The organism is Paenibacillus apis (assembly GCF_018333295.1).
Taxonomy (GTDB): domain Bacteria; phylum Bacillota; class Bacilli; order Paenibacillales; family Paenibacillaceae; genus Fontibacillus; species Fontibacillus antibioticophila.
The window spans coordinates 390,292-416,167 of record NZ_BORS01000003.1; the positions used below are offsets into that span (position 1 = coordinate 390,292).

Annotated in this window: 21 protein-coding genes and 1 pseudogene; 15 read left to right on the top strand and 7 right to left on the bottom strand. The window is 49.1% G+C overall.

Features of this window, described 5'->3' with window-relative positions; all coding sequences use genetic code 11:
• Positions 1 to 66: 66 nt before the first annotated feature.
• The 3 genes from KI362_RS06320 to KI362_RS06330 are packed head-to-tail and all read left to right on the top strand — an operon-like array spanning position 67 to position 2,433.
• A complete protein-coding gene (locus KI362_RS06320; RefSeq protein WP_301625710.1) occupies positions 67 to 987 on the top strand; it encodes an ABC transporter ATP-binding protein in 921 nt (306 codons plus the stop codon).
• On the top strand, positions 984 to 1,697 hold the full coding sequence (locus KI362_RS06325) for an ABC transporter permease (RefSeq protein WP_301625713.1): 714 nt from the start codon (positions 984 to 986) through the stop codon (positions 1,695 to 1,697). Before KI362_RS06320 ends, KI362_RS06325 begins: the two co-directional genes overlap by 4 nt.
• A 1-nt stretch (position 1,698) precedes the next feature.
• On the top strand, positions 1,699 to 2,433 hold the full coding sequence (locus tag KI362_RS06330; RefSeq protein ID WP_301625715.1) for an ABC transporter permease: 735 nt from the start codon (positions 1,699 to 1,701) through the stop codon (positions 2,431 to 2,433).
• Positions 2,434 to 2,792: 359 nt separating this feature from the next.
• Here KI362_RS06330 and trxB read toward each other — a convergent pair whose 3' ends face one another.
• Complete coding sequence (trxB, locus tag KI362_RS06335) at positions 2,793 to 3,746, bottom strand: thioredoxin-disulfide reductase (RefSeq protein ID WP_301625807.1); 954 nt, start codon at positions 3,744 to 3,746, stop codon at positions 2,793 to 2,795.
• A gap of 291 nt (positions 3,747 to 4,037) precedes the next feature.
• On the opposite strand from trxB, the gene KI362_RS06340 reads away from it, so the two are divergent.
• The 4 genes from KI362_RS06340 to KI362_RS06355 are packed head-to-tail and all read left to right on the top strand — an operon-like array spanning position 4,038 to position 7,488.
• On the top strand, positions 4,038 to 4,946 hold the full coding sequence (locus KI362_RS06340; protein WP_301625717.1) for an ABC transporter ATP-binding protein: 909 nt from the start codon (positions 4,038 to 4,040) through the stop codon (positions 4,944 to 4,946).
• A gap of 1 nt (position 4,947) precedes the next feature.
• Complete coding sequence (locus KI362_RS06345) at positions 4,948 to 5,688, top strand: ABC transporter permease (protein WP_301625719.1); 741 nt, start codon at positions 4,948 to 4,950, stop codon at positions 5,686 to 5,688.
• A gap of 7 nt (positions 5,689 to 5,695) precedes the next feature.
• Positions 5,696 to 6,889 carry a sensor histidine kinase gene (locus KI362_RS06350; RefSeq protein ID WP_301625721.1) on the top strand — a complete coding sequence of 398 codons (1,194 nt, stop codon included), beginning with the start codon at positions 5,696 to 5,698 and terminating at the stop codon, positions 6,887 to 6,889.
• Positions 6,886 to 7,488: a response regulator transcription factor gene (locus tag KI362_RS06355; protein WP_301625723.1), complete on the top strand. Its 603-nt coding sequence runs from the start codon at positions 6,886 to 6,888 to the stop codon at positions 7,486 to 7,488. The genes KI362_RS06350 and KI362_RS06355 overlap by 4 nt, the downstream gene beginning before the upstream one ends.
• A gap of 18 nt (positions 7,489 to 7,506) precedes the next feature.
• Here the strand turns inward: KI362_RS06355 and KI362_RS06360 are convergent, their stop codons facing one another.
• The gene (locus KI362_RS06360; RefSeq protein WP_301625809.1) at positions 7,507 to 9,216 is read right to left on the bottom strand and encodes a tetratricopeptide repeat protein; all 1,710 of its coding nucleotides are present in this window, start codon (positions 9,214 to 9,216) and stop codon (positions 7,507 to 7,509) included.
• Between the two features lie 547 nt (positions 9,217 to 9,763).
• Positions 9,764 to 11,572, bottom strand: coding sequence for a flavocytochrome c (locus KI362_RS06365; RefSeq protein ID WP_374705625.1), 1,809 nt, complete (start codon positions 11,570 to 11,572; stop codon positions 9,764 to 9,766).
• Between the two features lie 213 nt (positions 11,573 to 11,785).
• Between KI362_RS06365 and KI362_RS06370 the strand changes: the two genes are divergently transcribed.
• The gene (locus tag KI362_RS06370; RefSeq protein WP_301625725.1) at positions 11,786 to 13,432 is read left to right on the top strand and encodes a sensor histidine kinase; all 1,647 of its coding nucleotides are present in this window, start codon (positions 11,786 to 11,788) and stop codon (positions 13,430 to 13,432) included.
• A complete protein-coding gene (locus KI362_RS06375) occupies positions 13,419 to 14,192 on the top strand; it encodes a response regulator transcription factor (RefSeq protein WP_301625727.1) in 774 nt (257 codons plus the stop codon). The genes KI362_RS06370 and KI362_RS06375 overlap by 14 nt, the downstream gene beginning before the upstream one ends.
• A 146-nt stretch (positions 14,193 to 14,338) precedes the next feature.
• On the opposite strand, the gene KI362_RS06380 is transcribed toward KI362_RS06375, so the two are convergent.
• Both KI362_RS06380 and KI362_RS06385 read right to left on the bottom strand, forming a co-directional pair.
• Complete coding sequence (locus KI362_RS06380; protein ID WP_301625729.1) at positions 14,339 to 16,678, bottom strand: fibronectin type III domain-containing protein; 2,340 nt, start codon at positions 16,676 to 16,678, stop codon at positions 14,339 to 14,341.
• Between the two features lie 186 nt (positions 16,679 to 16,864).
• Entirely contained in the window at positions 16,865 to 17,944 is a 1,080-nt protein-coding gene (locus KI362_RS06385) for a helix-turn-helix domain-containing protein (RefSeq protein ID WP_301625731.1), read from the bottom strand.
• Positions 17,945 to 18,741: 797 nt separating this feature from the next.
• Here KI362_RS06385 and KI362_RS06390 point away from each other — a divergent pair.
• Positions 18,742 to 19,491 (top strand): hypothetical protein, encoded by a 750-nt coding sequence (locus tag KI362_RS06390; RefSeq protein ID WP_249413063.1) that lies wholly within the window; start codon positions 18,742 to 18,744, stop codon positions 19,489 to 19,491.
• A gap of 56 nt (positions 19,492 to 19,547) precedes the next feature.
• On the opposite strand, the gene KI362_RS06395 is transcribed toward KI362_RS06390, so the two are convergent.
• The gene (locus KI362_RS06395) at positions 19,548 to 20,468 is read right to left on the bottom strand and encodes a copper amine oxidase N-terminal domain-containing protein (protein WP_212940396.1); all 921 of its coding nucleotides are present in this window, start codon (positions 20,466 to 20,468) and stop codon (positions 19,548 to 19,550) included.
• A 297-nt stretch (positions 20,469 to 20,765) separates the two neighbouring features.
• Here KI362_RS06395 and KI362_RS06400 point away from each other — a divergent pair, with 297 nt between their 5' ends.
• The 5 genes and pseudogenes from KI362_RS06400 to dnaK all read left to right on the top strand — a co-directional run.
• A complete protein-coding gene (locus KI362_RS06400; protein ID WP_301625734.1) occupies positions 20,766 to 21,200 on the top strand; it encodes a MarR family winged helix-turn-helix transcriptional regulator in 435 nt (144 codons plus the stop codon).
• 19 nt (positions 21,201 to 21,219) lie between these two features.
• On the top strand, positions 21,220 to 21,612 hold the full coding sequence (locus KI362_RS06405) for a hypothetical protein (RefSeq protein ID WP_044480751.1): 393 nt from the start codon (positions 21,220 to 21,222) through the stop codon (positions 21,610 to 21,612).
• Between the two features lie 3 nt (positions 21,613 to 21,615).
• Positions 21,616 to 22,431, top strand: coding sequence for a DUF5685 family protein (locus KI362_RS06410; protein ID WP_301625737.1), 816 nt, complete (start codon positions 21,616 to 21,618; stop codon positions 22,429 to 22,431).
• A complete protein-coding gene (locus KI362_RS06415) occupies positions 22,428 to 23,147 on the top strand; it encodes a J domain-containing protein (protein WP_301625739.1) in 720 nt (239 codons plus the stop codon). Before KI362_RS06410 ends, KI362_RS06415 begins: the two co-directional genes overlap by 4 nt.
• 46 nt (positions 23,148 to 23,193) lie before the next feature.
• Positions 23,194 to 24,891, top strand: a pseudogene (gene dnaK / locus KI362_RS06420) (molecular chaperone DnaK); the annotation flags it as partial.
• Positions 24,892 to 25,042: 151 nt separating this feature from the next.
• Here the strand turns inward: dnaK and hisJ are convergent.
• Entirely contained in the window at positions 25,043 to 25,861 is an 819-nt protein-coding gene (gene hisJ / locus KI362_RS06425) for a histidinol-phosphatase HisJ (RefSeq protein ID WP_301625741.1), read from the bottom strand.
• Positions 25,862 to 25,876: the final 15 nt, after the last annotated feature.

Consider the following 25,876-nt stretch of genomic DNA (forward strand, 5'->3'; position numbering starts at 1 on the left):
ACTTAAACTTGGCCAGAGCTTCCCTTTAAACTTCCCTCGGTATGATCAATATCGAGGTGATTTTACGTGAGTGAATGGATTATTGAAACAAAGGGTTTAACGAAAAAATACCGCGGCCGCAGCGCCGTGGATCAACTGGATCTGAATATTGCAAAAGGTGATATCTACGGCTTCCTTGGCCCGAACGGGGCCGGGAAAACAACAACCATCCGCATGCTGCTTGGACTGATTCAGCCGACGGCAGGCAGGATCTCGATCTTTGGACAGGAGCTTAACAAGCATAAGCTCGATATTTTGCGCCGAATCGGATCTCTGGTTGAGTATCCTTCCTACTACGGCCATCTGAGCGCTGTGGATAATCTTGAAGCTATCCGCCGTATTCTCAGCGTGCCCAAATCCAGAATCGACGAGGTGCTGGAGATCGTCTCGCTGACCAGCGAGTCACGGCGCCCGGTCAAGGGCTTCTCCCTGGGCATGAAGCAGCGGCTGGGCATCGCAGCATCTTTGCTTGCAAACCCTGAGTTGCTCATTCTGGACGAGCCGACCAACGGGCTGGATCCTTCCGGGATCCATGAGATTCGTGAGCTGATCAAGAGCATGCCGGAGCAATACGGCATTACCGTGCTCGTCTCCAGCCACTTGCTTAGCGAAGTGGAGCAAATGGCCGGGCGGGTCGGTATTATCCGCGAAGGACGCATGGTATTTCAGGATACGATTCGGAATTTGAAAGAGCAGGCTTCGTCCGAGATATCCCTGGTTGTCTCCGATCCCGAAGCAGCGCTGTGGCTGGCTCGAGATACTGGACTGGGCGTGGCCGGAACCGTGAAAGAGGGGGCGCTCGTGTTCCCGGGCATGACAGACAAGAACGTTCCTTTGCTGGTTAAACGTCTCGTTGAGAACGGTCATGATATTTACCGGGTCGAGGAGCACCGGAAATCGCTGGAGGATATCTTCATGCAAGTCATCGGGGGCGGTGACCGGCTATGATGCTCCGCGCTTTGTCCGCTGATTTTCTCAAAATTCGCAAAAAGGGCATTTGGCTGCTGATCTTCATCGCCCCCATCGGACTTGTCGCCATGCAGGCTCTTAATTTCGGTCTTCGGCTGGATTATTTAATGAAGCAGTATGCGGATGACTTATGGGGCGGATTGATCGAAAATATCTCCTTCTTCGTTCCGATTTCACTCTATCTCGGCGTAACGCTCGTCAGCTCGCTGGTAGCGGGCGTTGAGCATCAGATGAGCTCCTGGAAGCAGCTGCTAGCCTTGCCGATTTCGCGGATTTCGGTATTTAGCGCCAAATTCACCCTATGCTTTCTGGTCCTCTGTGTGTCCTGTCTGCTGCTGCCTATCGGTACGGCATTGCTTGGCCTGCTGCTCGGCTTCGGAACTGAGCTGCCTTATCTGGATCTGCTGCGGATGGGCTTCGCTTCGTTTGCAGCCGTGCTGCCGATGCTGGCCTTGCAGCTATGGCTGTCGCTCACCTTCCGCAATCAGTCGATGCCGGTAACTTTGGGTGTAGGTGCCGCGGTAATCTCGCCGTTCACGCTTCAGCTGCCGGAGTGGTTCCCGCTCAACTGGCCGGTTTACGCCTTTAGCGGCCCTCATGCCTGGTGGTTCGTCGGCGCAGGAATCCTCTGCGGTCTTGTAATTATGGTTATGGGTATGCTGCATTTTAACAGAAAGGATGTGGATTAAAATGGGAGGCCTGCTTCGCGTATTGTCCGCCGAACGGCTGAAAATGTCTAAGTCCTGGATCTGGTTGATCCTGCTGGCCAGCCCGATTATTTCGGTTCCCATCGGCGTCCTTACACAGATCCCTGAGGACGGGAACCCCTGGACCTATATTCTGGGCTCCATGGTCGTGCTTCATGCGCTTCTGTTCCTGCCCATACTGTCGGGGCTGCTTCCCGCCTTTCTATGCCGGTATGAGCATACCGGCGGCGGATGGAAGCAATTGCTGGTGCTGCCGGTATCGCGCACGGCAGTCTATTTGGGCAAGCTGCTCACATCCGCCCTGCTGCTCGCCTTCTGCCAGATCATGTTTCTGGGCGCAATCCTCTTGGCCGGCTGGATTCAGCACGTCACCGTTCCGGTATCATGGGGATTGCTGTTAACGAACCTGCTTGGCGGCTGGGTGGCTTGCTTGCCTTTGGTCGCCCTGCAGCTTGGCGTGTCACTGAGCTGGGCCAGCTTCGCTGCTCCGCTTGTCGTGAATGTGTCATTGACCATTTCCAGCATGCTGATCATTAACTCGGCCAAGATCGGACCGTTCTACCCGTGGGCACAGCCCGTACTGGCGATGATGCCCCATCAGGAGCGAAACTTCGGCGCCTTCAACCTGCCGATCGAGAGCTTGATGATCACAGTGGTCGGCAGCTTCGTGCTCTTCTTCGCCGCCGGGCTGATTTATTTTCGTCGGAAAGAGATTTAAATATGGTATGCGGATGGATGCTTGCTGTATGGGAAGATTTCGCTGAAAAACCTGCTCACTAACGGACATTTTTGACCTTTAACATACTCTCCCCCTCTAAATTGATATGTAACGGACATATTCAGCTCTTATGTGGGTCAACTAGCTTATATCTACTCATTTCTCCCTTTTTAGCTCCCAAAATGTCCGTTACACCTCAGACCTCATCAAAGTTGTGCCGTAAGGAGACTTAATGTCCGTTAAACAGATTATTGCAACGGGGGAGCACTGGATTGTAAATTGTAAATCAAAGGCCGGTGCCCTCCAGATAGGAATGGCTCCGGCCCTTGCTAAAGAAGACTGAGCATCAGATCGAGTATTTAATTAAGCGTTTCGCTCCAGTCGTGCACCATGCTGCCTTCGAGGTATTTCTCGCAGTCCATCGCTGCCATACAGCCGCTGCCTGCTGCGGTAATGGCTTGGCGGTAGCGTGTATCCTGCACGTCCCCGCAAGCGAATACGCCCTGCACGTTCGTCTTCGTCGTCCCCGGTTGAACCACGATATAGCCATGGCTGTCTATCTCGACCGCCCCCCCGAGAAATGCCGTGTTCGGCGTATGACCGATCGCCACGAATAAGCCATCCGCCTCTAGCAGCTCCTCTTGACCGCTAACATTGTTCAATACCCGCAGACCCTTGACCCGCCCCAGCTCGTCCGTTTCGACGGCCACCGGCGTCCGATTCAGCGCCCATGCAATTTTTCCATTGCTTCGAGCCCGATCCTGCATAATCTTGGAGGCCCGCAGCTCGTCCCGCCGATGCACAATGGTCACCTGTGTCGCGAAGCGTGTAAGGAAGCTGGCTTCCTCCATAGCTGAGTCCCCGCCTCCGACGACGAGGAGCTTTTTTCCCCGGAAAAAGAAACCGTCACAGGTCGCACACGTGCTGACTCCCCGCCCGACATTTTCCTGCTCGCCCGGTATTCCCAGGTATCTGGCCGACGCGCCTGTCGACAGAATTACCGTCTCCGTCTGCAGCGTCTCTCCGCCCTCCAGTGTGATGATTCGAGGCTGCCTCGCAAAATCCACCCCGGTCACCCAACCGCTCCGGAACTCCGCGCCAAAGCGCTCTGCCTGCTTGCGCATCTGGTCCATCAGCTCCGGCCCCTGAATCCCTTCGGGAAAGCCCGGAAAGTTCTCCACCTCCGTCGTCGTGGTCAACTGACCGCCCGGCTGAATTCCCTCAATCACAAGCGGCGCAAGCCCCGCTCTTGCCAAGTAAATGGCCGCCGTCAGCCCTGCTGGCCCGGTTCCGATCACAATAGACTTATATATCGACATCACGCTACCTCCTTGATGGATGACAGAAATACATCGTCTTCACAACGACTCATCTCCCATCCTGTTCTACTATCTAAGTTTTACCCAACATGACGCCCGTTTACCCGCCGCTAGCCCGCCTATCCATTCCAATTTGTTCGAAAAGCAGGTTAATCCGGCTCTCACATGACATTTGTCATCTTAAAATCATGACACTCCCTACTAACGAGCTTCCGCCAGATCCGATATGCTGAGATCAAAGCTCCCACAAGGGAAATTCCGGTAACCACAGAAGGGATGATCCTGATGGATTCCATTATAGAACTGAAGCAGGTAAGCAAAACGTTCAAGGACAAAAAAGCGGTAGACCGCATATCTTTCCGCATTGCCAAAGGCTCTATTGTAGCTATTCTGGGCCCCAACGGCGCAGGCAAGACAACGGCCCTGTCCATGATCCTCGGCCTGCTAGAACCTACAGAAGGAGAGATCCGAGTATTTGGCAAGTCTCCTAAGGAACCGTCCGTCCGTCACCACATCGGCGCCATGCTCCAGGAAGTAAGCTTGATGGACCGGCTTAAAGTACGCGAGGTACTGGAGCTCATACGATGCTATTATCCGAATCCGATGAGCATGGACGCTTTGATCGCTATGACCGGGCTGCACGGGAAGGACTTGAACCGTTACACAGAGAAACTGTCCGGCGGGCAAAAGCGGAATCTCGGCTTCGCCCTCGCAATGGCCGGCAATCCCGATCTGCTCTTCTTCGACGAGCCGACCGTAGGTCTGGATATCGGTGCCCGGCGCCGCTTCTGGGACCAGATCCGGGAATTCGCCAAGCAAGGCAAGACCATTCTGTTCACCACCCATTATCTGCAAGAGGCGGATGATGCGGCTGACCGGATCCTTCTTTTTCACCAGGGCGCATTGGTTGCGGACGGGACGCCGGAGGAGATCAAGTCGGTGATCGTCAAGCGTTCGGTGTCATTCCTCCCGCTGGAGGATAATCTGGAATTTCGCCGCAAGCTGGCAAGCAATCCTGCGCTATCCGCTTTTAGCGAGCAGGAGGGCCGTATCGTAATTCACACCGATCATACGGACCAAGTGCTGGAGCAGATTTTTGCCGAGAAGCTCGGCGTTCGTGATATTGCCGTGGACCAGGGACGTCTGGACGAGGCCTTTGAGCAATTGACATCCATCCAAGAGGAGGCGGTTTAACATGGCGACTAAAATGCTGATCAAGCAATGTAAAATCGAGCTGCTGCGAGTGATTCGAAACCCTTACTATGTATTCTGGTCTTTGCTGATGCCGGTTATTTTCTACTTTATATTCACCCGAATCATTGATACAGGCGGAGACATGAAGGAATGGGCCGCCCATTACCTGATGTCCATGACGACCTTTAGCGTAATGGGCTCCTCGATTATGACGCTGGGCATTCGACTGGTGCAGGAGCGCACAGAAGGCTGGACCCGGTTCATGCAGGTGACGCCGCTGCCCGGATGGATGTATTCCTTCGGCAAAATGTTCGGTCAGACCGTCATGCATCTGATCTCAATCGGGTTTATATTTGGAGCATGCGTATTGATCAACGGGGTATCCCTGCCTCCGCTGACCTGGGTATACAGCGCCCTCTGGATTTTGGCCGGCTCGGTGCCGTTTCTCGCCATCGGAACAATGATCGGCAACATGAAGCGGGTAGATACGGCGAGCGGGGTCAGCAATGCAATCTATTTGATAATGGCCCTGCTGGGAGGTATGTGGATGCCGATCGAGACCTTTCCCTCGGTGATGCAGCAGATTGGCAAATGGCTGCCTTCCTATAACTACGGCAACGGGGCTTGGGATATTGTCAACGGACAGACGCCTGATCTGCGTCACTTCCTGATTTTACTGGGCTACCTCCTCGTGTTTATGGTACTATCCACGTATATCCGCAAAAAACAGGAAGTAGTGTGATTCTGGAATGGAGCAAGCAAGAACGAGTGATGGCCGTTTTCGGCTGTTTCCGCAAAGGTTTGGCTTTTTCCCCTACTTGTGGCTGGTCTATATCGCGCTGCCCATTATTAACCTCCAACAGGAGACCGGGCTGAAGCTAGCCTTCGGTTATGTATTTATCGCCGTGTTCGTGGTGACCTATCGCCAGCTCTATAATGTGACAGGAACCGCCTTCACCTGGTGGCTGATTGTGCAAATGGCCCTGATTCTGGTGATGTGTTTGGGATATAGTCCGTTCAACCTTTATATGGGTTTTTTTACAGCCAATTTTATCGGCTGGTATAGCGATCATCGGATGTTTAGAGTTTTCATCACCGCTTTTACCGCCATGGAGCTTGGCCTTATCGCGCTAATCATCCCTAAAATGGAGCCTTTGGAACTGATCTTCACGCTCCCCTTTCTGATTCTGATGCTGGCCTCTCCCTTCGGCATCCGGTCCATGGTGCGCAAGCAGCAATTGGAGCAGGAGCTGGATATGGCGCAGCAGCAGATCAAGGAGCTCATCACCCGGGAGGAGCGGATGCGGATTGCCCGCGACCTGCATGACACGCTGGGGCATACGTTGTCCTTGATCACTTTGAAGAGTCAACTCGTGGAGAAGCTTATCGCAAAGGATCCGCTGCGTGCGCAAGCCGAGGCCAAGGAAATACAACAAACATCCAGAGCTGCCCTGCGGCAGGTCCGGGAGCTTGTGTCCGATATGCGTGCTTCGAGTATTGCGGAGGGGATCGCCGAGGCACGCGAGATGCTGCGAGCAGCCGGGATTGACTTCACCGTCGAAGGAGAACCGGAACAGATCGGTGTCTCGCCGCTATCGCAAAATATTCTCAGCCTTTGTATCAAAGAAGCGATCACCAATCTGGTCAAGCACAGTCAAGCCACTCATTGCCGGATCAGCATCGCCAGCTCTGAATCCTCGCTTCAGATCGAGATTGAAGATAACGGCATCGGATTGCCGCTAAGCGATACGGGATCATGCGCGGACGACCCTGAAGCCGGAACGGGAACAAGCGCCGGTAACGGACTGAAGGGAATGGCTGAGCGGCTTTCGCTGATTGAAGGCTCTCTGCGGTTCTCCAGGCCTGAGCATGGAAAAGGGACCCGCTTGACCGTACAGGTCCCCTTTGTCATTAAAGACCGGAAGGAGGAAGGTGCCGAATGATATCCATTGTTATTGCCGAAGATCAGCGGCTTCTACGGGGAGCGCTTGCTTCACTTCTGGACCTGGAAGACGATTTGGAGGTTGTGGGACAAGCAGCGGACGGAGAAGAAGCCCTGGCTCTTATCGAACGGCTCAAGCCGGATGTATGTCTGATGGATATCGAAATGCCTGTGCTCAGCGGATTGGATGTGGCCGAGAAGCTTAAGGAGCGGGGAGAGGCCTGTAAGATCATCATCCTGACGACCTTTGCCAGACCCGGGTATTTTGAGCGGGCCGCCCGCTTGGGCGTTAACGGCTATCTGCTTAAGGACGAATCCAGCGATCGCCTGGCCGAAGCCATCCGCCGGGTCATGACAGGACATACCGAGGTCGCTCCCGAGCTGGTCTTCGGCAGTCTGCGGGAAGCGAATCCGCTCACGCCAAGAGAGCAGGAGATTCTAAAGCTCGCAGCAGCCAGCTATCGCACCGGGGAAATTGCCAAGCGGCTGCATTTGTCCAGCGGGACGGTGCGCAATTACATCTCGGAGATACTGAGCAAGCTGGACGCCAAAAGCCGGATCGAAGCGATCCGGCTGGCAGAGGACAAGGGCTGGATTTGACGGCCCTTGTCCTATATTTTATTGGACGAATGGAAAGGTTGGCTTCAATCGCTTCTTGACCGCGCATACCTCATCAATCCGTTCTACATAACGCCGTATCAGCGATGCAGTAACCTCGTAGCGTTCAGCAAGCACTTTATAGGTGAGCGGAAGATTGTGAAGCTTGGCGACCAGATATTCCAGCGCAGCTGCCCAGCCCTCAAGGTGTTTGATTTCCGGCACATTCGGGTACATAGAGTCCAGGAACTCTATCCATAAGGATTTCAAATCCTGCAGCTTCTCTGCATCAAATTCTCCTTTGTTCTGCAGGGACACAAGATCAAGCACGGCCTGCCATTCGGCCTTCCAGACCGGCAATCTATGAGATTCTCCTTGCAGCGCACCGGCAAGCTCACGCTCCTTCTTAGACGCCGCGCATTCCTGCTCGGCACTCCAGTTGCGAAGCACAAATCGGGCAGTCTCTTTCAACTGAGGATCCTCGTCAGGATTCTGCAGAAAGGCCCGCAGCTCCAACTCCGCCTCATGATCGGCAATATGCCGGAAGGCCTCGATCACTTGCAGCTTGACATTATCATCACCATGACGCAGCGCCCAGAAGCAGGACGCCCGAACGAGCGGATTCGCCAGCAGGTCTTCTGTAAGCCCCTCTTCCGAGCCTTCCCAATGCTTCATCTGCTCCTCGAAGGGCAATTGATACTGGTAACTGATCACGGGCACAGAAGAACTGCTTGTCTCAATCTCTTCCTTGTCACGGCCTAATTCTTCCTGAAAAAGCGACAGCCACTCCAAGTAGTATTCAGCAACCTTGGAGGCAGGATCCAGGCTCTTCGCTTGCCGCCACAGCTTCTCTGCGGCCTGAAATCTTCCCGTATAAAAAGCAGCGGTAGCCGTATAGTGGTACAAGGACGGCTCAGGCACGATATCATCCTCCCGGAGCAAGCGGAGGAAGTGACTGTAGGCTGCCTCGTGGTCGCCGAGAATTCCCATCGTCGTAGCCAGCTTAAACACATGCTCCTGATGAAAAGGAACAATTTTGCCGAGACGCCCCGAGAGGGCATTCAGCGCCTCTTGATCGCCCACATGCTGACTGAAAATCGCCAGATTGCAGAGCGCATGCAAATTCCCCGGCTCCTGCTGCAGCACCTCTTCCACCATATCCAGCGCCTTTTGAAACCGGCCCAGGTAATAATAACCCAGCGCCAGATTATTACGGGCGGAATGGAAGTCCGGCTGCTTCTCCACGATCTCCTCCAGCAGCTTGACGGCTTGAACAAACTTGCCTTCCTCCAGCCACAAACGCGCGCGGTCATGCTCGACTACACCTTCCATGGCTTTAATACTCGTTACCTTCGTCGGACGCTCCAATTCGAATTGAAGCAAGTCCATCATCTCTTCCGCTTCCTCCAGAAACTGGCCGCTGGCATCCCTCTCCAGATATGTGACCAGTGCCTGCTCCGCCGCTTCAAACATATTCATATTCGCATAATTATTAGCCATATAAAAATAGCATTCTGTCATGTTCGGATCGATCTCATCCAGGACGATGGACAGGGCTGCATTCGAAGCCTCGAAGTCCCCCATCTCGGATAGAATCCCCGCCAGATTGCAATGATTTACCGGATTCTGCGGCTCATACTCCGCCGCTTTGCGAAAATACTTTAATGCCTTATCATAGTGGCGACGGTCCAGTGAAGAGACTGCCCGTTCAAAGAAAAAGCCCGCATCCATCTCAAGCGGAAGCACTTTCCCCTCCTGCTGATCCGGTTCGCTATATTCTTTCAAACAAGGCACCTCCTATCTACCATCAAGTCTATTAAGCCTCAGCTCTACCTTACAGTATACCATAGCGGTAGCTGTCGTCCTATGTAAAATACAGGTGAAGGTGATAGGGGGACACAAGGGAATGAGGGGGAGCCTCCGTTTAACGCAGTGAATTTTTTTCCCTTAAATTCGCCATTCGAGGCTCGAACCCCATTTTAGTGAAGAATCTTCTCTTAAATTCCTCAAAATAATGAATTTCCCCAGTTTTAGCACACTCTAATATCAAAAATTTCACTAGAGACTCTCTCAACCTATTTCTCTGAAATGTAATGTCCTTTTGTTCACTGCAGCTGCTATCCCGTTGGAAAAGCTCCCTGGCACCATCGGCGCGGATGTGGGCTATGGAGGTAATGAGCTTCCACAGCGAGCAGACAACAAAAAGCAAGGAGCTAAGCGAGAATAGACCGCTTAGCTCCTTAATTTCTTACAAATACCATCCTATTTTATTGCTGGATTAATTCTCGGCCACAACCTGTTGTCCTGCAATACGGCCAAAGGTGAATACATCCGCGATGGCGTTCCCGCCGAGACGGTTCGTGCCATGAATCACACCCGTGACCTCGCCTGCTGCGTACAGCCCTGGAATAATACTGCCTACCTCATTTATTACGTGCGTCTTCTCATCAATTACAAGCCCGCCCATCGTATGATGGACAGAAGGCACGGCTTTTTGAATATAATAAGGTCCTGTCTCCAGCGAGACCAGTCCGCCGCGATGATGGAAATCCAGATCATCACCCGTGCTTGCATATTGATTTACTTTTTTTACGGTGGCTTTCAACGTATCTATATCCACATTAAAGAATTTCGCTGCTTCTTCAAGAGTATCCGCCTTGTACAGCAGGCCTTGCTTAACCAGCATATCATATTCATCCTGATGGGCTTCGATTGTCTTGCCTATATCTGCAATCGTCTGATTCCAGAGCTGATAGGCATAGCCCCCTGTCTGAGCAAGAATGGCCTTCGAGATGACATCCCGGCGCTCCAATTCCTCGACAAAACGCTCTCCCTCTTGATTAATCAGAATAGCACCGTCAAATCGGGAATCGGCGACAAGAGAAATGACCCCTGTCTCCGGATTGCACACCGGATAAGTCTGAATATATTCCATATTAGCGAGCTTAGCACCCAAAGCCTCGGCCATGACAATCCCATCGCCCGTTGTTCCCGGTGTGTCCGTGGACAGGTACTTTTCGTCCATTTCCGGATTATACTTTTTACGCATCTCTATATTAGATCCAAACCCGCCTGAAGCTATTACAACGCCCATTTTTGCATGAAAAATAATCTTATTGCCGCTGCCGTCAGTAGCCTCTACTCCGGTTACTCTGCCTTCATCATTTGTAATCAATGCATCTGCCTTCATGCTCGTCTTGATGGTAACGCCTTGCTCTTCCGTCTTGGTCTTCAGCTTTGTAATCAGTTCAGCTCCTGTATGACCGACAGGAATCAAGGCGCGCTTTCTGGAGTGACCCCCGAATTGGAACAGGTGATCCGGCAGGAATTCCACCTTGACCTCATCACGCAGCCATTCGGCAGATTCCAGTGCATGGTCGGCCAGAATGCGAACCATCTCAGGTGTACCCAGGTTATCTCCGCCCTTAAGCGTGTCCTCATAAAATAAATCTGCCGTATCATCTGTAATTCCCAGCTTTTGCTGCACCCAGTTGTTAGGCGCGTTCATTTCTCCGCCCGATATAAGTGTGTTTCCCCCTACCGTTGGCATTTTCTCCAATAGCACGACTTGGGCTCCGGCCTGATTCGCTTCGATAGCCGCGCTGAAGCCGGCTCCGCCTGCCCCGATTACTACAACATCATATGTCTGCTCGGCTGCCTCCTTGCTCTGGGCGTTGTTAGCCGCAGCGCCAGCGGCAGCAAGGGTCAGTCCTGACTTGGCAATCGCATCCTTGATCGCATCCAGATAGCCATTACTCGTTACAGTGGATCCGCTAATTGCGTCAACCTCCGGGCTGTTCGCTGCAATAACCACTTCCTTCAGCTGTGTGTAGACTGGCTCCGCCAGCACCTCATTCTCCTTATTTTCCACGACTTCAATGTCAGTAATTTGATTGTCCGTGAAGGTTACCTTGACCTTAATATCTCCGTGCTTACCTTGTCCAACACCTTCAACGACCTTGGTTCCAGCATCTTCGCTGTTGTTCGCGCTGGGTGTCTCCGTGCCCCCGCAAGCAGTTGCCATAAGCACCAGACATAAAGTCAACAGCATCGCCAGTATTCTTTTTGAGTAAATTCGTTGCATCATTTTGTTCTCCCCTCCATTTTGATTCTCACGGCCGGAAGCCCTCTTTGTTACCAGGCTCCTAGACACAAACAGCTTTTCATGTGAAAATGTGCACAAGAGCTATTATAAGGCAGGTGCAATCACAAGTATTTGCACGATTCAGATGTTTTTTATCTTTTTCGGGCTTTATTCCGGACAAGCTGCCATTTGAAATACAAGGAGCTGATATGCACGATGAACTCTATACAGAAAAAGCTCTTATTGTATGCGGGCAGTTGCTTTACGCTTCTGTTTCTTGCTCTGCTGGTTACGATTTATATGGAGATGAATCATACGGTGATTCCCTTGAACAAAAGCTTGACCCAGCAGGTGCTGGACGCCCGCAGCGACCAAATCGATTATTGGTTTAATCAAAGAATTGGCGAAATTGATACGCTGGCTGCTCTAGCCTCTGACCATCAGTGGTCCAGAGAGCAGCTTCTGCAAGAGACGCATAGGCTGGAGAGACGAAAGCAGGAAGAATATGAATCAATTCGCGTCGTGGATCTTCATGCCTTCTCTTGGGGAATGGAGGACAAGCCCTTCTCTATTTTGAATCGTCCCTACTACCAGCACCTTATCGAATCCAATGCCGATTATGTAGTCAGTCATCCGATTGTATCCAAAGCAAACGGCGTAGAGATTGTTGTTATCCTCTATCGCATTCAACCCCTGAAGAATGAAGAAGCTGCCTACATTGCCGCCGGGGTCTCGCTAGAGAAGATGAAGGAGATTGCAGAGGATATCTCCATGTACGACCAGCTTGGCAAGCTGATTGTGGGTGGAAGCGACGAGCCGGAGCAGCAGGCGATTGGGTGTAACCATAGCAAGGGGTGTGATGGAATCAGTGTATTTGAAGCCCCGATTGATAGTGTAAAGGGTTGGAAAATCGTACTCGAGGTGCCGGATTCCGAGCTGTCTCTAGCTGTCGTGAGAACTCAGCGAACGGCTCTAATCGTAGGCACTCTGCTGGGACTGATATTCATTCTATTACTGATGCTGCTGCTGACCTCTATTATTCGCCCCATTCAAGCGCTCCGTCAGGTGATGAAGAACGTGCAGCAGGGCAATCAGCATATACGCGCAGATGAATCGCGACAAGATGAAATTGGCGACCTGGCCCATAGCTTCAATGAAATGCTTGTACAACTGTATCGTTCTGAGCAAGAAAAGCAAGAAATCGAGCTCAAGCTGGTGCATGAACAGATCAAGCCGCATTTTTTGTACAACACCCTGGATACGATCCAATGGATGGCCGGAGAATACGGAGCTGATAATATCGTTGAGATGGTAGAGGCGCTAAGCACATACTTCAGACTGAGCCTGGGCCATGGAGAGACGTATATCTCACTGGAGCAGGAACTGTTCCATGTTGAAAGCTACTTGCAAATCCAATGTGTGCGGTATGAGGAAATCCTTGATTATGAGCTGAGCTATGAAGAAGATATCCTACAATGCCAGGTCCTTCGCTTCATGCTTCAGCCGCTGGTTGAGAACGCCATCTATCATGGCATTAAGCCGCTGGAAGACCGAAGATGCACGATCTCAATCCAGGCCTGCTCCACGGGAGATCAGCTTGTAATTCATGTGGCAAATGACGGCCTGCCAATCCCTTCAGACAAGCTCGTCAGAATCAACCAAATGCTGACGGAGGACAAACAAGACGGGGCCGTAGCCGGATTTGGCCTATACAGCGTAAACCATCGAATCAGAATGCTGTATGGGAAAGGGTACGGGCTGAAGATAAGCAGCAGCGAGGAGATGACCACAATGACGATCCGTCTGCCAAAAAGTGATAGAAAAGAGTGTGAGCAAAATGTGGAAAATCATGCTTGTAGATGACGAAACAATTATTCGACGCGGGTTGAGGCAGTTCATTGAAAGCAGTCACTCCCCCTTCACTGTCGTTGCAGAAGCCAAAAATGCAGGGGAAGCTTTGCAGCAATTGGACCAGCTGCCTGCTCACGTCTGCTTTATTGATATTAATATGCCGAATATGAACGGACTCGATCTGATCGGCTTACTGCACAAGCGGTTCCCTTCGATAGTGGTGGTCATTATTAGCGGATATGACAATTTTGAGTATGCGCGTCAAGCCGTGCAGCTGCAGGCCTTTGACTATGTCCTGAAGCCAGTCCCCAAGAGCGATCTGGAACAGCTTCTATATCGTCTGGACACCCATCTGCAGCAGAAATTTCCGGATCAATCCCATACAAAAACATCACAGGATAAGCCCCATCCTCACCGCAATCTCTCTGGCGGCGACGGCACACTCTTGATCCACACGGTAACGGAGTATATCAACGATCATTATCAGGATCCCGAGCTGACAATCACTAGAGTAGCCGACTTATTTCATATGAATCCAACCTACCTCAGCAAGCGGATGAAGCAGGAGACCGGGCTCTCCTTTCTGGATTATGTAACCGGGCTAAGAATAGCCAAGGCCAAAGAGGTATTGGACGATGCAGCCTCCAATATCAGAATACACAGCCTCGCCACCAAGGTAGGCTATAAGAGCCAATACTATTTTAGCCGAGTGTTCAAAAACAAGGTCGGGCTGTCTCCGCTGGAGTATAAGAATCGGGGGATCGATGCATAGGGACTACACTTTCACGGTATGAATTGACAAAAAAGCCCCGAATGCTGACACTCACTCAGCCTAGTATTCGGGACTTTTAAAAGAGACTTTCTTGAAAGTTTCAGTATATTTTAAATTCCGTATTTACCACAATATATCGGTTCTAATTAATGAGCTTCGGGGTCGTAATCCGGAATTTCCGGAGTACTCGTTCCGGTATTATACGAGTTGACCTCGAAAGTCAGAATCTTGTCATAGAAAACATAGTCTTTCCGGGCTACAAACGGCCCCTTGTTATTATTATGCTTATCGAAAGCGAACATTACATTACCGGACCCGTTTGCCCGTGCTTCATACCAGTTGATAAAGGCGTTTACTTCTGCCATCGACAAGTCATACTCTCTATCCATGCCACTGATCAAGATAATACGAAGCAGCGCTCTTTCTCCTGTCTGACCTTCACCTGGGTTTGGTGGGTTCACAACATCACTGCCTTTTGGAGTCGCAGATGCCTCATTTGAATTTTGGCCTTCCCCAACTGCATTAACTGCCGACACGACGTAATAATAAGTAGTGCCATTAACAACATTTGTATCCGTGTAACTATATGTTCCGCTTGTAACTGTATTGATAGTGGTATACGTACCTCCAGGTATCGTTGAACGCTTTACATGGAACTCTGTAACTGAGCTATCGGAGCTGCTCCAATTCAATACAACTTGCTTATTTCCTGCAGTTGCCGTTAAGTTCAATGGCTTCTCGGGAAGGACTTCTCCACCTTCACCGAAAATGTTCCATTCGTATACTCTTGAATTTGCTCCAGTGTATTTCAGTGCCACAATCGAAACCGACTCAACTGGGGCTGGCAGTAACTGAACTTGGTCGCTTTTTGTTATAGCATACTGCTCTAATAAGTTGTTATTGCTATCGTAGAATTCGACTACTACATTATTGGTAAACTTAGCAACGACTGACGTAATCTCTACAGGACTTGTAAAAGTATACCACATGAAGTTTCCATTGCTCAGCAGTGTATTGGTACTTGTATTATTATCTGTTACTTCTCGCGTCGTACTAGTTGCTGTTGTTATCGTCTTACCCACTTGAAGGGTCTTCCAATCCAGCAATCCACCAGTAAACATTGTTGCATCCGGTCTGATGCTCTTCTCTCCAGAATTCGTGCTTTCACCTGCTTGATTTACTGCAGAGACTACATAGTAATATGCAGTTCCGTTTACTACAGATATATCTGTATAGGCCAAGCCTTTAACAGTAGCGAGCAAGTTGTAAGGTCCGCCTGGAGATGTCGCACGCTTTACATTGTACGATTCTGCTCCTGTATTTGCCCACTCTAATTTCACTACTTGATCTCCACCTTGAATCCAATTGATGGTGGTTGGCAAAGGAGCTGTTGTTGGGTTCGTAAATACATTCCATTCGTATACCCTCGAATTCGCCCCTGTGTATTTCAGTGCAACTGTTGAAACTCCTTGTACTACTGTTGGAAGCATTTGTGTTCCATCATTATTTAATAATTCATATCGCTGTAACAGGTTATTATTGCTATCGTAAAATTCAACTGCCGCCGTGTTGGTGAATTTTGCGGCTATTGCTGAAATATCAACCGGTGATGCAAAAGTGTACCACATGAAGTTTCCATTGCTTAGCAATGTATTGGTAATTGTATTATTATCTGTTACTTCTCGCGTCGTACTAGCTGCTGTTGTTATCGTCTTACCCACTTGAAGAGTCTTCCAATCCAATAATCCTCCGGTGTAATTACTTATGTCTGGCTTGATGCTCTTCTCTCCAGAGTTGGTGCTTTCTCCTGCTTGATTTACTGCAGAGACTACATAGTAATATGTAGTTCCGTTTGCTACAGATATATCTGTATAGGCCAAGCCTTTAACAGTAGCGAGCAAATTGTAAGGCCCGCCTGGAGATGTCGCACGCTTTACATTGTATGATTCTGCTCCTGTATTTGCCCATTCTAATTTTGCTACTTGATCTCCACCTTGAATCCAATTGATGGTGGTTGGCAAAGGAGCTGTTGTTGGGTTCGTAAATACATTCCATTCGTATACCCTCGAATTCGCCCCTGTGTATTTCAGTGCAACTGTTGAAACCCCTTGTACTACTGTTGGAAGCATTTGTGTTCCATCATTATTTAATAATTCATATCGCTGTAACAGGTTATTATTGCTATCGTAAAATTCAACTGCCGCCGTGTTGGTGAATTTTGCGGCTATTGCTGAAATATCAACGGGTGTAACGAATGTGAACCACCCCATGTTCCCATTACTTAGAAGGACAGAAGTGGATATGTCTCCATCTGTTATCAATGTAGACACAGTAGCCGACTGTCCAACGGCAGTACCGATTTGAATTTGTTCTCCACCCAACAAGCCACCAACAAATGGTGAAGCGGCTTGTGTAGAAGACATATTGAAAAACAACGAGCCGAAAATGATAGATAAGGCTAATAAGACATGATTAAATTTTTTCAAATTTTACCCTCCTCTAGTATGTATTTGGAAATATTAACTAGCAATTTACCATTGTGGTTTGTATTTGTACATGAAATTAATTCATTTTTAGTAAAATATTGATATAAATCACAAAACGATCATAAAATAAAATTTAAATACTTAATATGGAATTTTTATTGAGTTATGGCGTCCCAAGTCAATCAGTTACTGGGCACACTCAGCATTCATCATGGCCTGATTGTAATCTCCTGCATTGCTTGGGAACAAAAAGGTGGGGATATATGCGGAGAATCGCTTCAGGATCTCATCAATATCATATTTGAATTTCAACGCAGCCCTTACTATGTAGCCAAGAGCAAGCATAATTTCATCTGGCCTCGAAGCAATGTAATCGGCATAAGGATTCAAAGCTTCCGCTTCGCCTGAGAGAAGCCGGTATAAATACGTATTGGCCGTTGCCCACTCTTTAAATTGCTGAATGTATCGTCGAGCCTCATCGTCCTGCTCCTTAATCCACGAGTTATCGGTATATTTATCTACATAGCGCAAAGCTCCTTTATAGTCCTGCCGTTCTTCACATACTGCAGACCGAATCAACCAAGCGTACATCACATAAAAGTAAATAGGGTGCTTAGGCTTACCTTCTGGTGGTCTACGATACTGAACTTCCGCAATTTTAAGCATCTCTACTGCTAGCTCGTCTACCTTCTGCCATTTCTTTACGGTTATCAGCACATCAATAAGCTGCTTTAAAGCATCCAATTGATATGATTCATCCAGTCGCTGGATATGACGCTCGAATACAATGGCTGCTTGAAAGTTAGCTTCCAAGTCTTTACTTAATGAAATCTGGAATAACCGATATCTGCAAAGGGCAAGCCTCTCTGAGTGTTGGAATTTCTCTGACTCACTTACATGCTCATACAGCAAGGCTGCTGCTTCACTATAATTGTTAGAGAACAGCTCTTCCCCAATCTCAAATAATGCTGTTTTGTAAAACAGATCATCCAATAATCGAGATACCATCTTCTCAATGCAATCGAGACGGCCTAATTCCGCACACCGTATGAGAAACGGACGTATTCGCACCGAGGTTGGATAAGCGAAGCATTCTTCTATATAAGAATCAAACAAGCTATCTGCTGGAAGCTCCATTGCGCGAGTGATAGCCTCTAATTGCCGAAATGAAATCGGTGTCTTGCCTTGAATAATTCGACTAAGCGTTCCCTGGTTAACGCCGGATAAACTTGAAAATCTTGCGTAGTTCAACTCATGCTGCTTCATGTAGTTCTGGAGTACATCGCGTATCTTCACTATTGCCCCTGGTTCCAACAGCAATTCCTCCTTAATTTTTGGAGCGAGCCTATATTATTCCATATCCTTATTTAGGAAATAATACCTTTTAATAAGGAACCATCTACAGATAATAAATGGAAATTTGTTAGAGTTGATAAAACTATTAAATGATTGTTCTATATTTTGCAATATTTATACTAGAATATCCCGCTCCACATACAAGAACCTGTAGACGTATCTCCTTCTTTTATCACCAACGCAAAAACGCCTCCAAGGTTGACCTCCTATCCTGCGATATGGTGGTATCCCTTGAAGGCTATTATTTTGTCTTTATGGCGGGGTCAATCCCGTTCCTTCCACTAGGGGCTACTAGTGTTCTTGGAACCCTCCCGCAGCATATACGCTTAAGCCATCGGCATAAATCTGGTCGGGCATCCAGCCGCCTTCGCATTTTCCTGTTGTGCTGGCTTCAACCAGCCTGTTTCAAATAAAGTTAAAGTTTCCCCGTTACGTTTATGATCCCTGATCTATAAACCTTTTCGAAAAACATCACTCGTTCCCTAACACAGGCGCAAATCTATCTTTCTTGACTATGTAACAAATCGTTACTTGTAATAATATATTAATCTCGCAGAGTAGTTCTCTTAAACCAAGATTGCTGAAGGGATACAGCAGATTGGAGTTATATCCCAGAGAAGGGCCTGCAGGAATTTTTAATTGGAGCTTGGAGTTCGGCCGAACACAAGTGATTCTAAAATTAGTATAACAAAAAGGAGAATATAAGGATGAGCGATTTGACCGAATATGCAAAGGTTCTGCGCTGGTATGTTCCCTCTTCAGGTGTAACAGGCCTTCGTACAACCATTACTCTTCCCGGCACAGATAGCAACGGTTTTAGTAGCCAAATTGGGGGCAGCAATGGCAGTGGCTTTATTAACTTTTACTTGGCTGGAGATGCAGGCAAAGTTACACTTCCTGATGGTAGAATTGTTACAGGCCATTATGAGTGTGGTTTATCGCAATCATTTGCAGAGGCATTAAAGAAAGATAAGAGATGGCACTGGTTTTATACAGAGGGTTATATTGGTGATGATGGGGGCGAATACGCCCTTTCTCCTGGAACAACATGGCCGATAGAACTTTCAATATCAAATTCAAATTTGTTGGTATATAAAGTAAATGGTGTCGTTACAAAACAGTTTACAACCGGACCATATACCTCCTTATCCAATGCTCGACTAGTTGTTGCAGCATGTGATAAGGTTTATCCTTCCGAACAAGCTGTCCCAACTCCACTAGATAACTGGAACACACTTCATAATCAAGTCACTTGTGCAAATATTCAATATCGTAATACTTCTGGCAACTGGATCACTTGTACTCCCAGTAATTCGACTCCACCAACTTCTTTTGGAACGGGAAAAGCCTCGGATGAATTGCATTGGCCTAAGGGAAAAACACATGTTGGTACCCCGAAATCGTATATTATGCAGATATCGAATGGTCAATTAATTGCCTCACTAAAGCGCTTTTAACAGTCAAAATAATAAAAACAACAGAGCCCTTATTGGACTCTGTTGTTTTACATCTACTAAAGATTATTTGGAACCTCCTGAATAATATCAGAGTAAACCTTATAGGTTGCCGTTTCAATTGTCTTCATCCATTTATCACCCGTTATTGCATCGACTTCCCAATAGATAACATTCGTTGTGGTCGTGTTCGGATCATGATTAAAGTAAACAGCACTCAAAAATGGCTCTAAAACAGGGTCGGAGACGATGTTTTCCCCGGTTATTTCCCCCGCCTTAAGCAGAATATTGGAACGATTCCCTATTGTATATTGACCTATGGCAACTGCCTTACCATTTTCAATTTTCACGACAGTATGTGTAAAGCCATCATTAAATTCATACATATCTGCTTTTCCTTCAGGGAAGCGGTAAGTCACACCTCTTCTTGTAGCAAATCCAAGCGTCTTGAAATCAGTCGTTACGGGGAGAGAAATCGCTGCTTTACGAGCCGATACTAGATCAGACGGGTCTATCACATCGGTATCAAAAGTATGCTCTGGAGAGGTCACGAAGATGATGTTGCGGATGGTCTCATAGTGCACCTGATATCCCAAGCTTTCGGAAACAAATCGAATAGGTACAAGCACACGACCGTGCTTACTTTGAGCAGGAGCACTCATTTCAATTCGTTTTCCATTTTTAAGAGCAATGTTGCTATCTAAGTTGATTGTTAATACATCATCTGAGGTATTCTTAATTGTCACTGTCCTGGAATTTGCATCCCAACTATTGGACAAGCCCAAAGAAGCGAGAGTACGAATGGGGATCAATAGACTCGATTGACTCACTATAGGCTGCACATCCATTGGAACAAACACTCCATTAACATTAATTTCATACCATTTTTCATTGCTGCTGGTTGCCGCATAAATTGGCGTGCTCCCCAACCATCCCAAACTCAAACCAAATAATATTGCGATTGCGATAAGTTTTTTCATCTTAATGCTCTTCTCCTTCGATTCATTTTTCGTGGTATCGATTCATACTAAGGTCCCTGTCTTTATAACCATTAGAAACGAACTTTCCATATGGTTAAAATTTCAAAATAAATATATAAATGGTACATACAATTATAGACGCACAATTTACCACTTTGTTGCACTTGATATTACGTCTTTAAGCAACACTGGCAGCTTCATAGCTATCAGAATTTCCCTCAAATTTTGACTCACTAGGTAAAACTCAATTATAATAATTACTAATAGTGTTAGCTAATTACTTGGAGGAGATTGAACATGAATTTTGAGGCTACTGCCGATGAAATTCTTCAAGTCTTGGAGGCCTTATCGCGCAATTCTCCGCTTAAACAGATTGGCGAGCTGTCCAAGGGGGAGGTTTTTCTGCTGGGTTATTTGCATTCCTACAGCGGGACTGCCAGATCAAACGTGCTCAGTGAGGCTTTGGGGACCAGCACAGCCCGGATTGCGGCAGCCGTGAAGAGCATGGAACGCAAGGGATGGGTGTATCGGGAAGTCGATCAGGAGGACCATCGGAAGACGATTGTGCATCTAACTCCGGAAGGAGAAACGCATGTATTAGAATATCGGCGGCATGTACGCAACGCCTTGAGGGATTTGCTTGAAGCACTTGGCGAGCAGGATACCCGGGAGTATCTGCGAATTGCCTGCAGGATGAATGAAATAGCTGCCAATATGCACTCTGATTCGTAATTAAAAGGAGCTCGGGGACATGAAAGAACGAATACGTCAATGGATGTTGGGCCGTTACGGGGTAGACCAGTTTGGGCAATTCTTAAATATCACCGCTTTAATCATGGTCGTGCTGGGAAGCTTCTTCTTCCGGTTGCTGGCAACCTTCGGCTTTGCACTGATCCTCTATCAGACCTTCCGAATATTCAGCCGCAACATCGGAAAACGCAGCCAGGAAAATCTGGCCTATATCTCACTGCAACGGAAGATCACCGGAAGGTTTAAATCAGCTGTACAACAGGTAAAGCAATCAAGAACTCACCGGTTCTACAGCTGCCCTTCCTGCAAACAGAAGGTGCGGGTCCCGAAGGGGAAAGGGAAAATTATGATTACCTGTCCGAAATGCAGAGCGCAATTCGAGAGGAAGAGCTAGCCTATGTTTGGATATATCATGATTAACCCCAAGCAGTTGAGCGAGAGTGATAAGCAGCGGTATCAGGCGATGTATTGCGGACTGTGCCGCGTGCTTGATGAAAGACATGGCAAATGGGGGCGCACGACGCTTACCTATGACTTGACCTTTGTAAGCATGCTGCTATCCTCGCTCTACGCTCCCCAAGAGGAACAAGCTATGCAGCGTTGTCTCGTCCACCCTGTCCGCCAGCTTCCCTATATAACGACGGAAATAACTGAATATGCGGCGGATATGAACCTTGTACTTGCGTATTATAAGGCGCTTGATGATTGGAATGATGACCGCAGCTTGACGGCAAAAAATCTCCTTAAGCTGCTGGAGCCCGGCATGAAAAAGGTTGAAGCACGCTGGCCCGGCCAGTGCACCACGGTTAGAGATTCGCTGGCTTTGCTGACACAGATGGAGCAGGCGAATGAGCTCAACCCGGATTTACCGGCAAATGTCTTCGGAGAAGTCATGGGCAAGCTGCTGGTGATCAAGGAAGATGAATGGTCGGCACAGCTGTATCGTCTGGGTGCGGCATTGGGCCGTTTTATATACATTATGGACGCTAGCATGGATCTTGCTTCGGACTTGAAGCATGGCCGTTATAATCCGTTGACCGCCCAGAACAACATAGATCACAGCCTGTTACTGACGATGCTGATCAGCGAATGCACCCAGGAGTTCGAAGCACTGCCCCTGCAGCGCGATCAGGATATTCTCCGCAATATTCTATATTCCGGCGTATGGATGAAATTTAAGCCGAGAAAAGAAGAGGTAAGTAAACCATCATGAGCGATCCCTATAAAATCATGGAGTTGACCCCCTCTGCCTCGGAAGAGGAGATTAAACAGGCCTACCGCAGGCTGGCGAAAAAATACCATCCCGATCTCAACCCCGGGAATGAGTCAGCCAAGGTTAAGATGCAGCAGATTAATGCGGCCTATGAGCAAATCAAACTGGAGCGCGAGGGAGGGACAAGCGGCGCCTCCGCCGGACAGACGAGAGCCGGGGCCTCCGGTCCTCAAGGCTATGGACAGGCGGGGAACCCCTTTGGACAAGGCAATCCTTACGGACAAGGCAATCCGTTTGAGGATGGTGATTTTTATAAGCAGTTTAATGATCTTTTTGGAAAGGCCCGGCAGGAACCGTACAAAGCAAGCTCTCCCAGAATGCAGGCTGTGTTCAATTTCATCGAACGTAACCAATACCAGGAAGCCCTGCGCACCCTTTCGGAAATGGAACGGGATGATGAATGGTTCTACGCCAGTGCCATTGCCCATGCAGGAGCCGGAAATCGTATTACCGCTTTGAATCATGCACAGGAAGCTGTACGTCTCAATCCTAACGCAGAGGAATATCTCACCCTGCTTGAACAATTTCAAAAGGGCATTTTCACTTACCGTCAAGCCGGACAAGGCTATGGCTTCGATATGAATCCCTTATCCAAAACCCTGCTGCAATTTTGCGCACTACAATTTTTCTGTCTTTGCTGCTGTCGGCCGTGTTGATGACCAGGCATCGGCATAACCTACTCAGATGGAGGTACCGGAACGTATGGGAAAAGTAATAGGCATTGACTTAGGGACTACGAACTCTTGTGTGGCTGTTATGGAGGGAGACAAGCCCGTAATCATCCCCAGCAAAGAAGGAGGACGAACCACGCCGTCCGTCGTAGCCTTCGCCAAAAATGGAGACCGTCTGGTCGGACAAACCGCATTGCGGCAGTCCGTCATTAACAGCAGTAGAACGATCATGTCAATCAAGAGACAAATGGGGACAAAGCACGTCGTTAACATTGATGGGCGAGAATACAGACCGCAAGAAATATCGGCGATGGTCTTGAAGAAGCTGAAGGAAGACGCGGAGGAATTTTTGGGAGAAAAGGTTTCGGATGCGGTTATTACCGTGCCCGCTTATTTCACCGACGCTCAGCGTCAAGCCACTAAGGATGCCGGACGTATCGCAGGGCTGGAAGTCCAGCGGATTATTAACGAGCCTACCGCTGCAGCAGTAGCTTATGGGGTAGACAAGGAGCAATCCCAGAAAATCATGGTCTATGATCTGGGCGGCGGTACCTTTGATGTCTCGATCCTGGATATTAATCATGGAGTTATCGAGGTGTTGGCAACTTCGGGCAACAACCACCTTGGCGGCGATGATTTTGACCAATGTATCGTGGACTATTTGCTAGAGGAATTCAGACGGGAGCATCACTTGGACTTAGCCAACCAACCGACCGCCATGCAGCGTGTGAAGGAAGCAGCAGAAAAGGCAAAGATCGAGCTTTCCGGCTCCGCCAGTACAGAAATAAATCTCCCTTATATTGCTGATGCAAAGGGCGCTCCGCTGCACATGGAGATCACGCTGACCCGAACTAAATTCAATGAACTAACCAGTCATCTGGTCAAGGCAAGTCTGATCCCGGTGCGGCAAGCGCTGGAGGATGCGGGCGTAAAAGGTGAGGATATCGACAAAGTACTGCTCGTTGGAGGCTCCAGCCGAATTCCGGCCGTCCAGGAGACGGTGAAGAGTATCACGGGAAAAGAGGGCTTCAAAGGAATTAATCCCGATGAATGCGTCGCTATGGGAGCTGCACTGCAGGGCGGGGTCTTGATCGGTTCGGTGACAGGGCTTCTATTGCTCGACGTCACTCCTTTGTCGCTCGGCATCGAAACGGTAGGAGGAAGATTTACTCCCGTCATCGACCGGAATACTTCCATCCCTATTTCCAAAAGCCAGATTTTCAGTACGGCGGCAAACTTTCAGACATCCGTGGAAGTCCATGTGCTGCAGGGAGAGCGTCCGCTAGCCAAACAAAACAAAACGCTAGGCAAATTTAAGCTAAAAGGGATCCAGCGCGCGCTGCGCGGAGTACCTCAGATCGAGGTTACCTTTGCTATCGATACCAATGGCATCGTAAATGTAAGTGCCAAGGACCTGGGTACCGGCAAGCAGCAAGAAATCACGTTGACTGATTCGTCCAATATGAGCGACCTCGAAATTGAACGGGCGATTCGGGATGCCGAACAGCATGCCGCCGAAGACGCTCAATTGCATCATGAGACCGAAGTTCGCAGCCGTGCGGACCATTTGATCGTTCAAGCACAGACCCAGGAGAAAAAGAAGCTGGACAAGGAATTGAAGGCACAGCTGGCCTCCGCCATGAAAGATACGAAGAAGGCGCTGCGCGGGAAGGATCTCGATCTCATCTCGTCAGCCAGCGACCGGCTTGAGCAAGTGTTACAGAACATCGGCGCTTGACCATTCCAGCGGAGTAGTTGCCGTCCCTGGCGGAAATAGAGGCCAGAACGTCATTAAAATTGCTAAGAGCCAGCCAAGAATAACATCTCTTGGCCGGCTCTTTTTTCAAAATTTCCTGGTTCATCTTGCTAAGCTACTCCAACTACAGCGGCACCATCGTCCGCTTACGCCCTTCAAACGTCGCCAGCTCGCACACACCCAGCTCATGCAATAGCGCGCGGGCCTGATCCAGATGCTCGCCCAGCTTGAGCGGGTCGTGCGCATCTGAACCAACGGTGAGCGGGATGCCCATTTCTACCGCAGCAGACAGTATGCGCCGGCTCGGGAACATTTCAGCCACCGGCTTGGACAAGCCCGAAGCGTTCAGCTCCATCGCTACGCCAGCTTCTTTAACAGCCGTCAGCGTATGCAGCTCCAGATCAACCGTCTCGGCTTCAAGCGCTGCATCCGGGCGATGGCCGAAGCGCTTGATCACGTCGAGATGCCCCATGATGTCATAGAAGCCGGTTCGTGCCGCTTTGGCGACGGCATCATAGTACCGCTCATAGACGGCAAATACATTCTGCCCCTCCCAGTTGTGCACCTGCCGGAAGTCCGACACATCCCACTCGCCGAGAAAATGAACGGAGCCGATGACATAGTCCCATGGATAGGCCTTGACGATCTCTTCAATCTGCCGCTCCCAGCCTTCGATGTAGTCACCCTCCAGCCCGACCCGAAGGTCGATCTGCCCGCGATACTTCTCCTTAAGCTGAAAAGCCTCCTCCACATAGCGGGGAAGCTCGTCCAGCGGCATCGCCATCTCGGGATAATAGGCAGCCGGGTCCACATGAAGCAGCGGCATATGGTCAGACAGTCCAAGCTGGGACAAGCCCAGCTCGATTCCCCGCTTCACGTATTCCTCCAGCTCGCCTACCGCATGGCCGCAGCGGGCATGATGCGTATGATAATCAATCAGCATAAATTCGCCACCGCC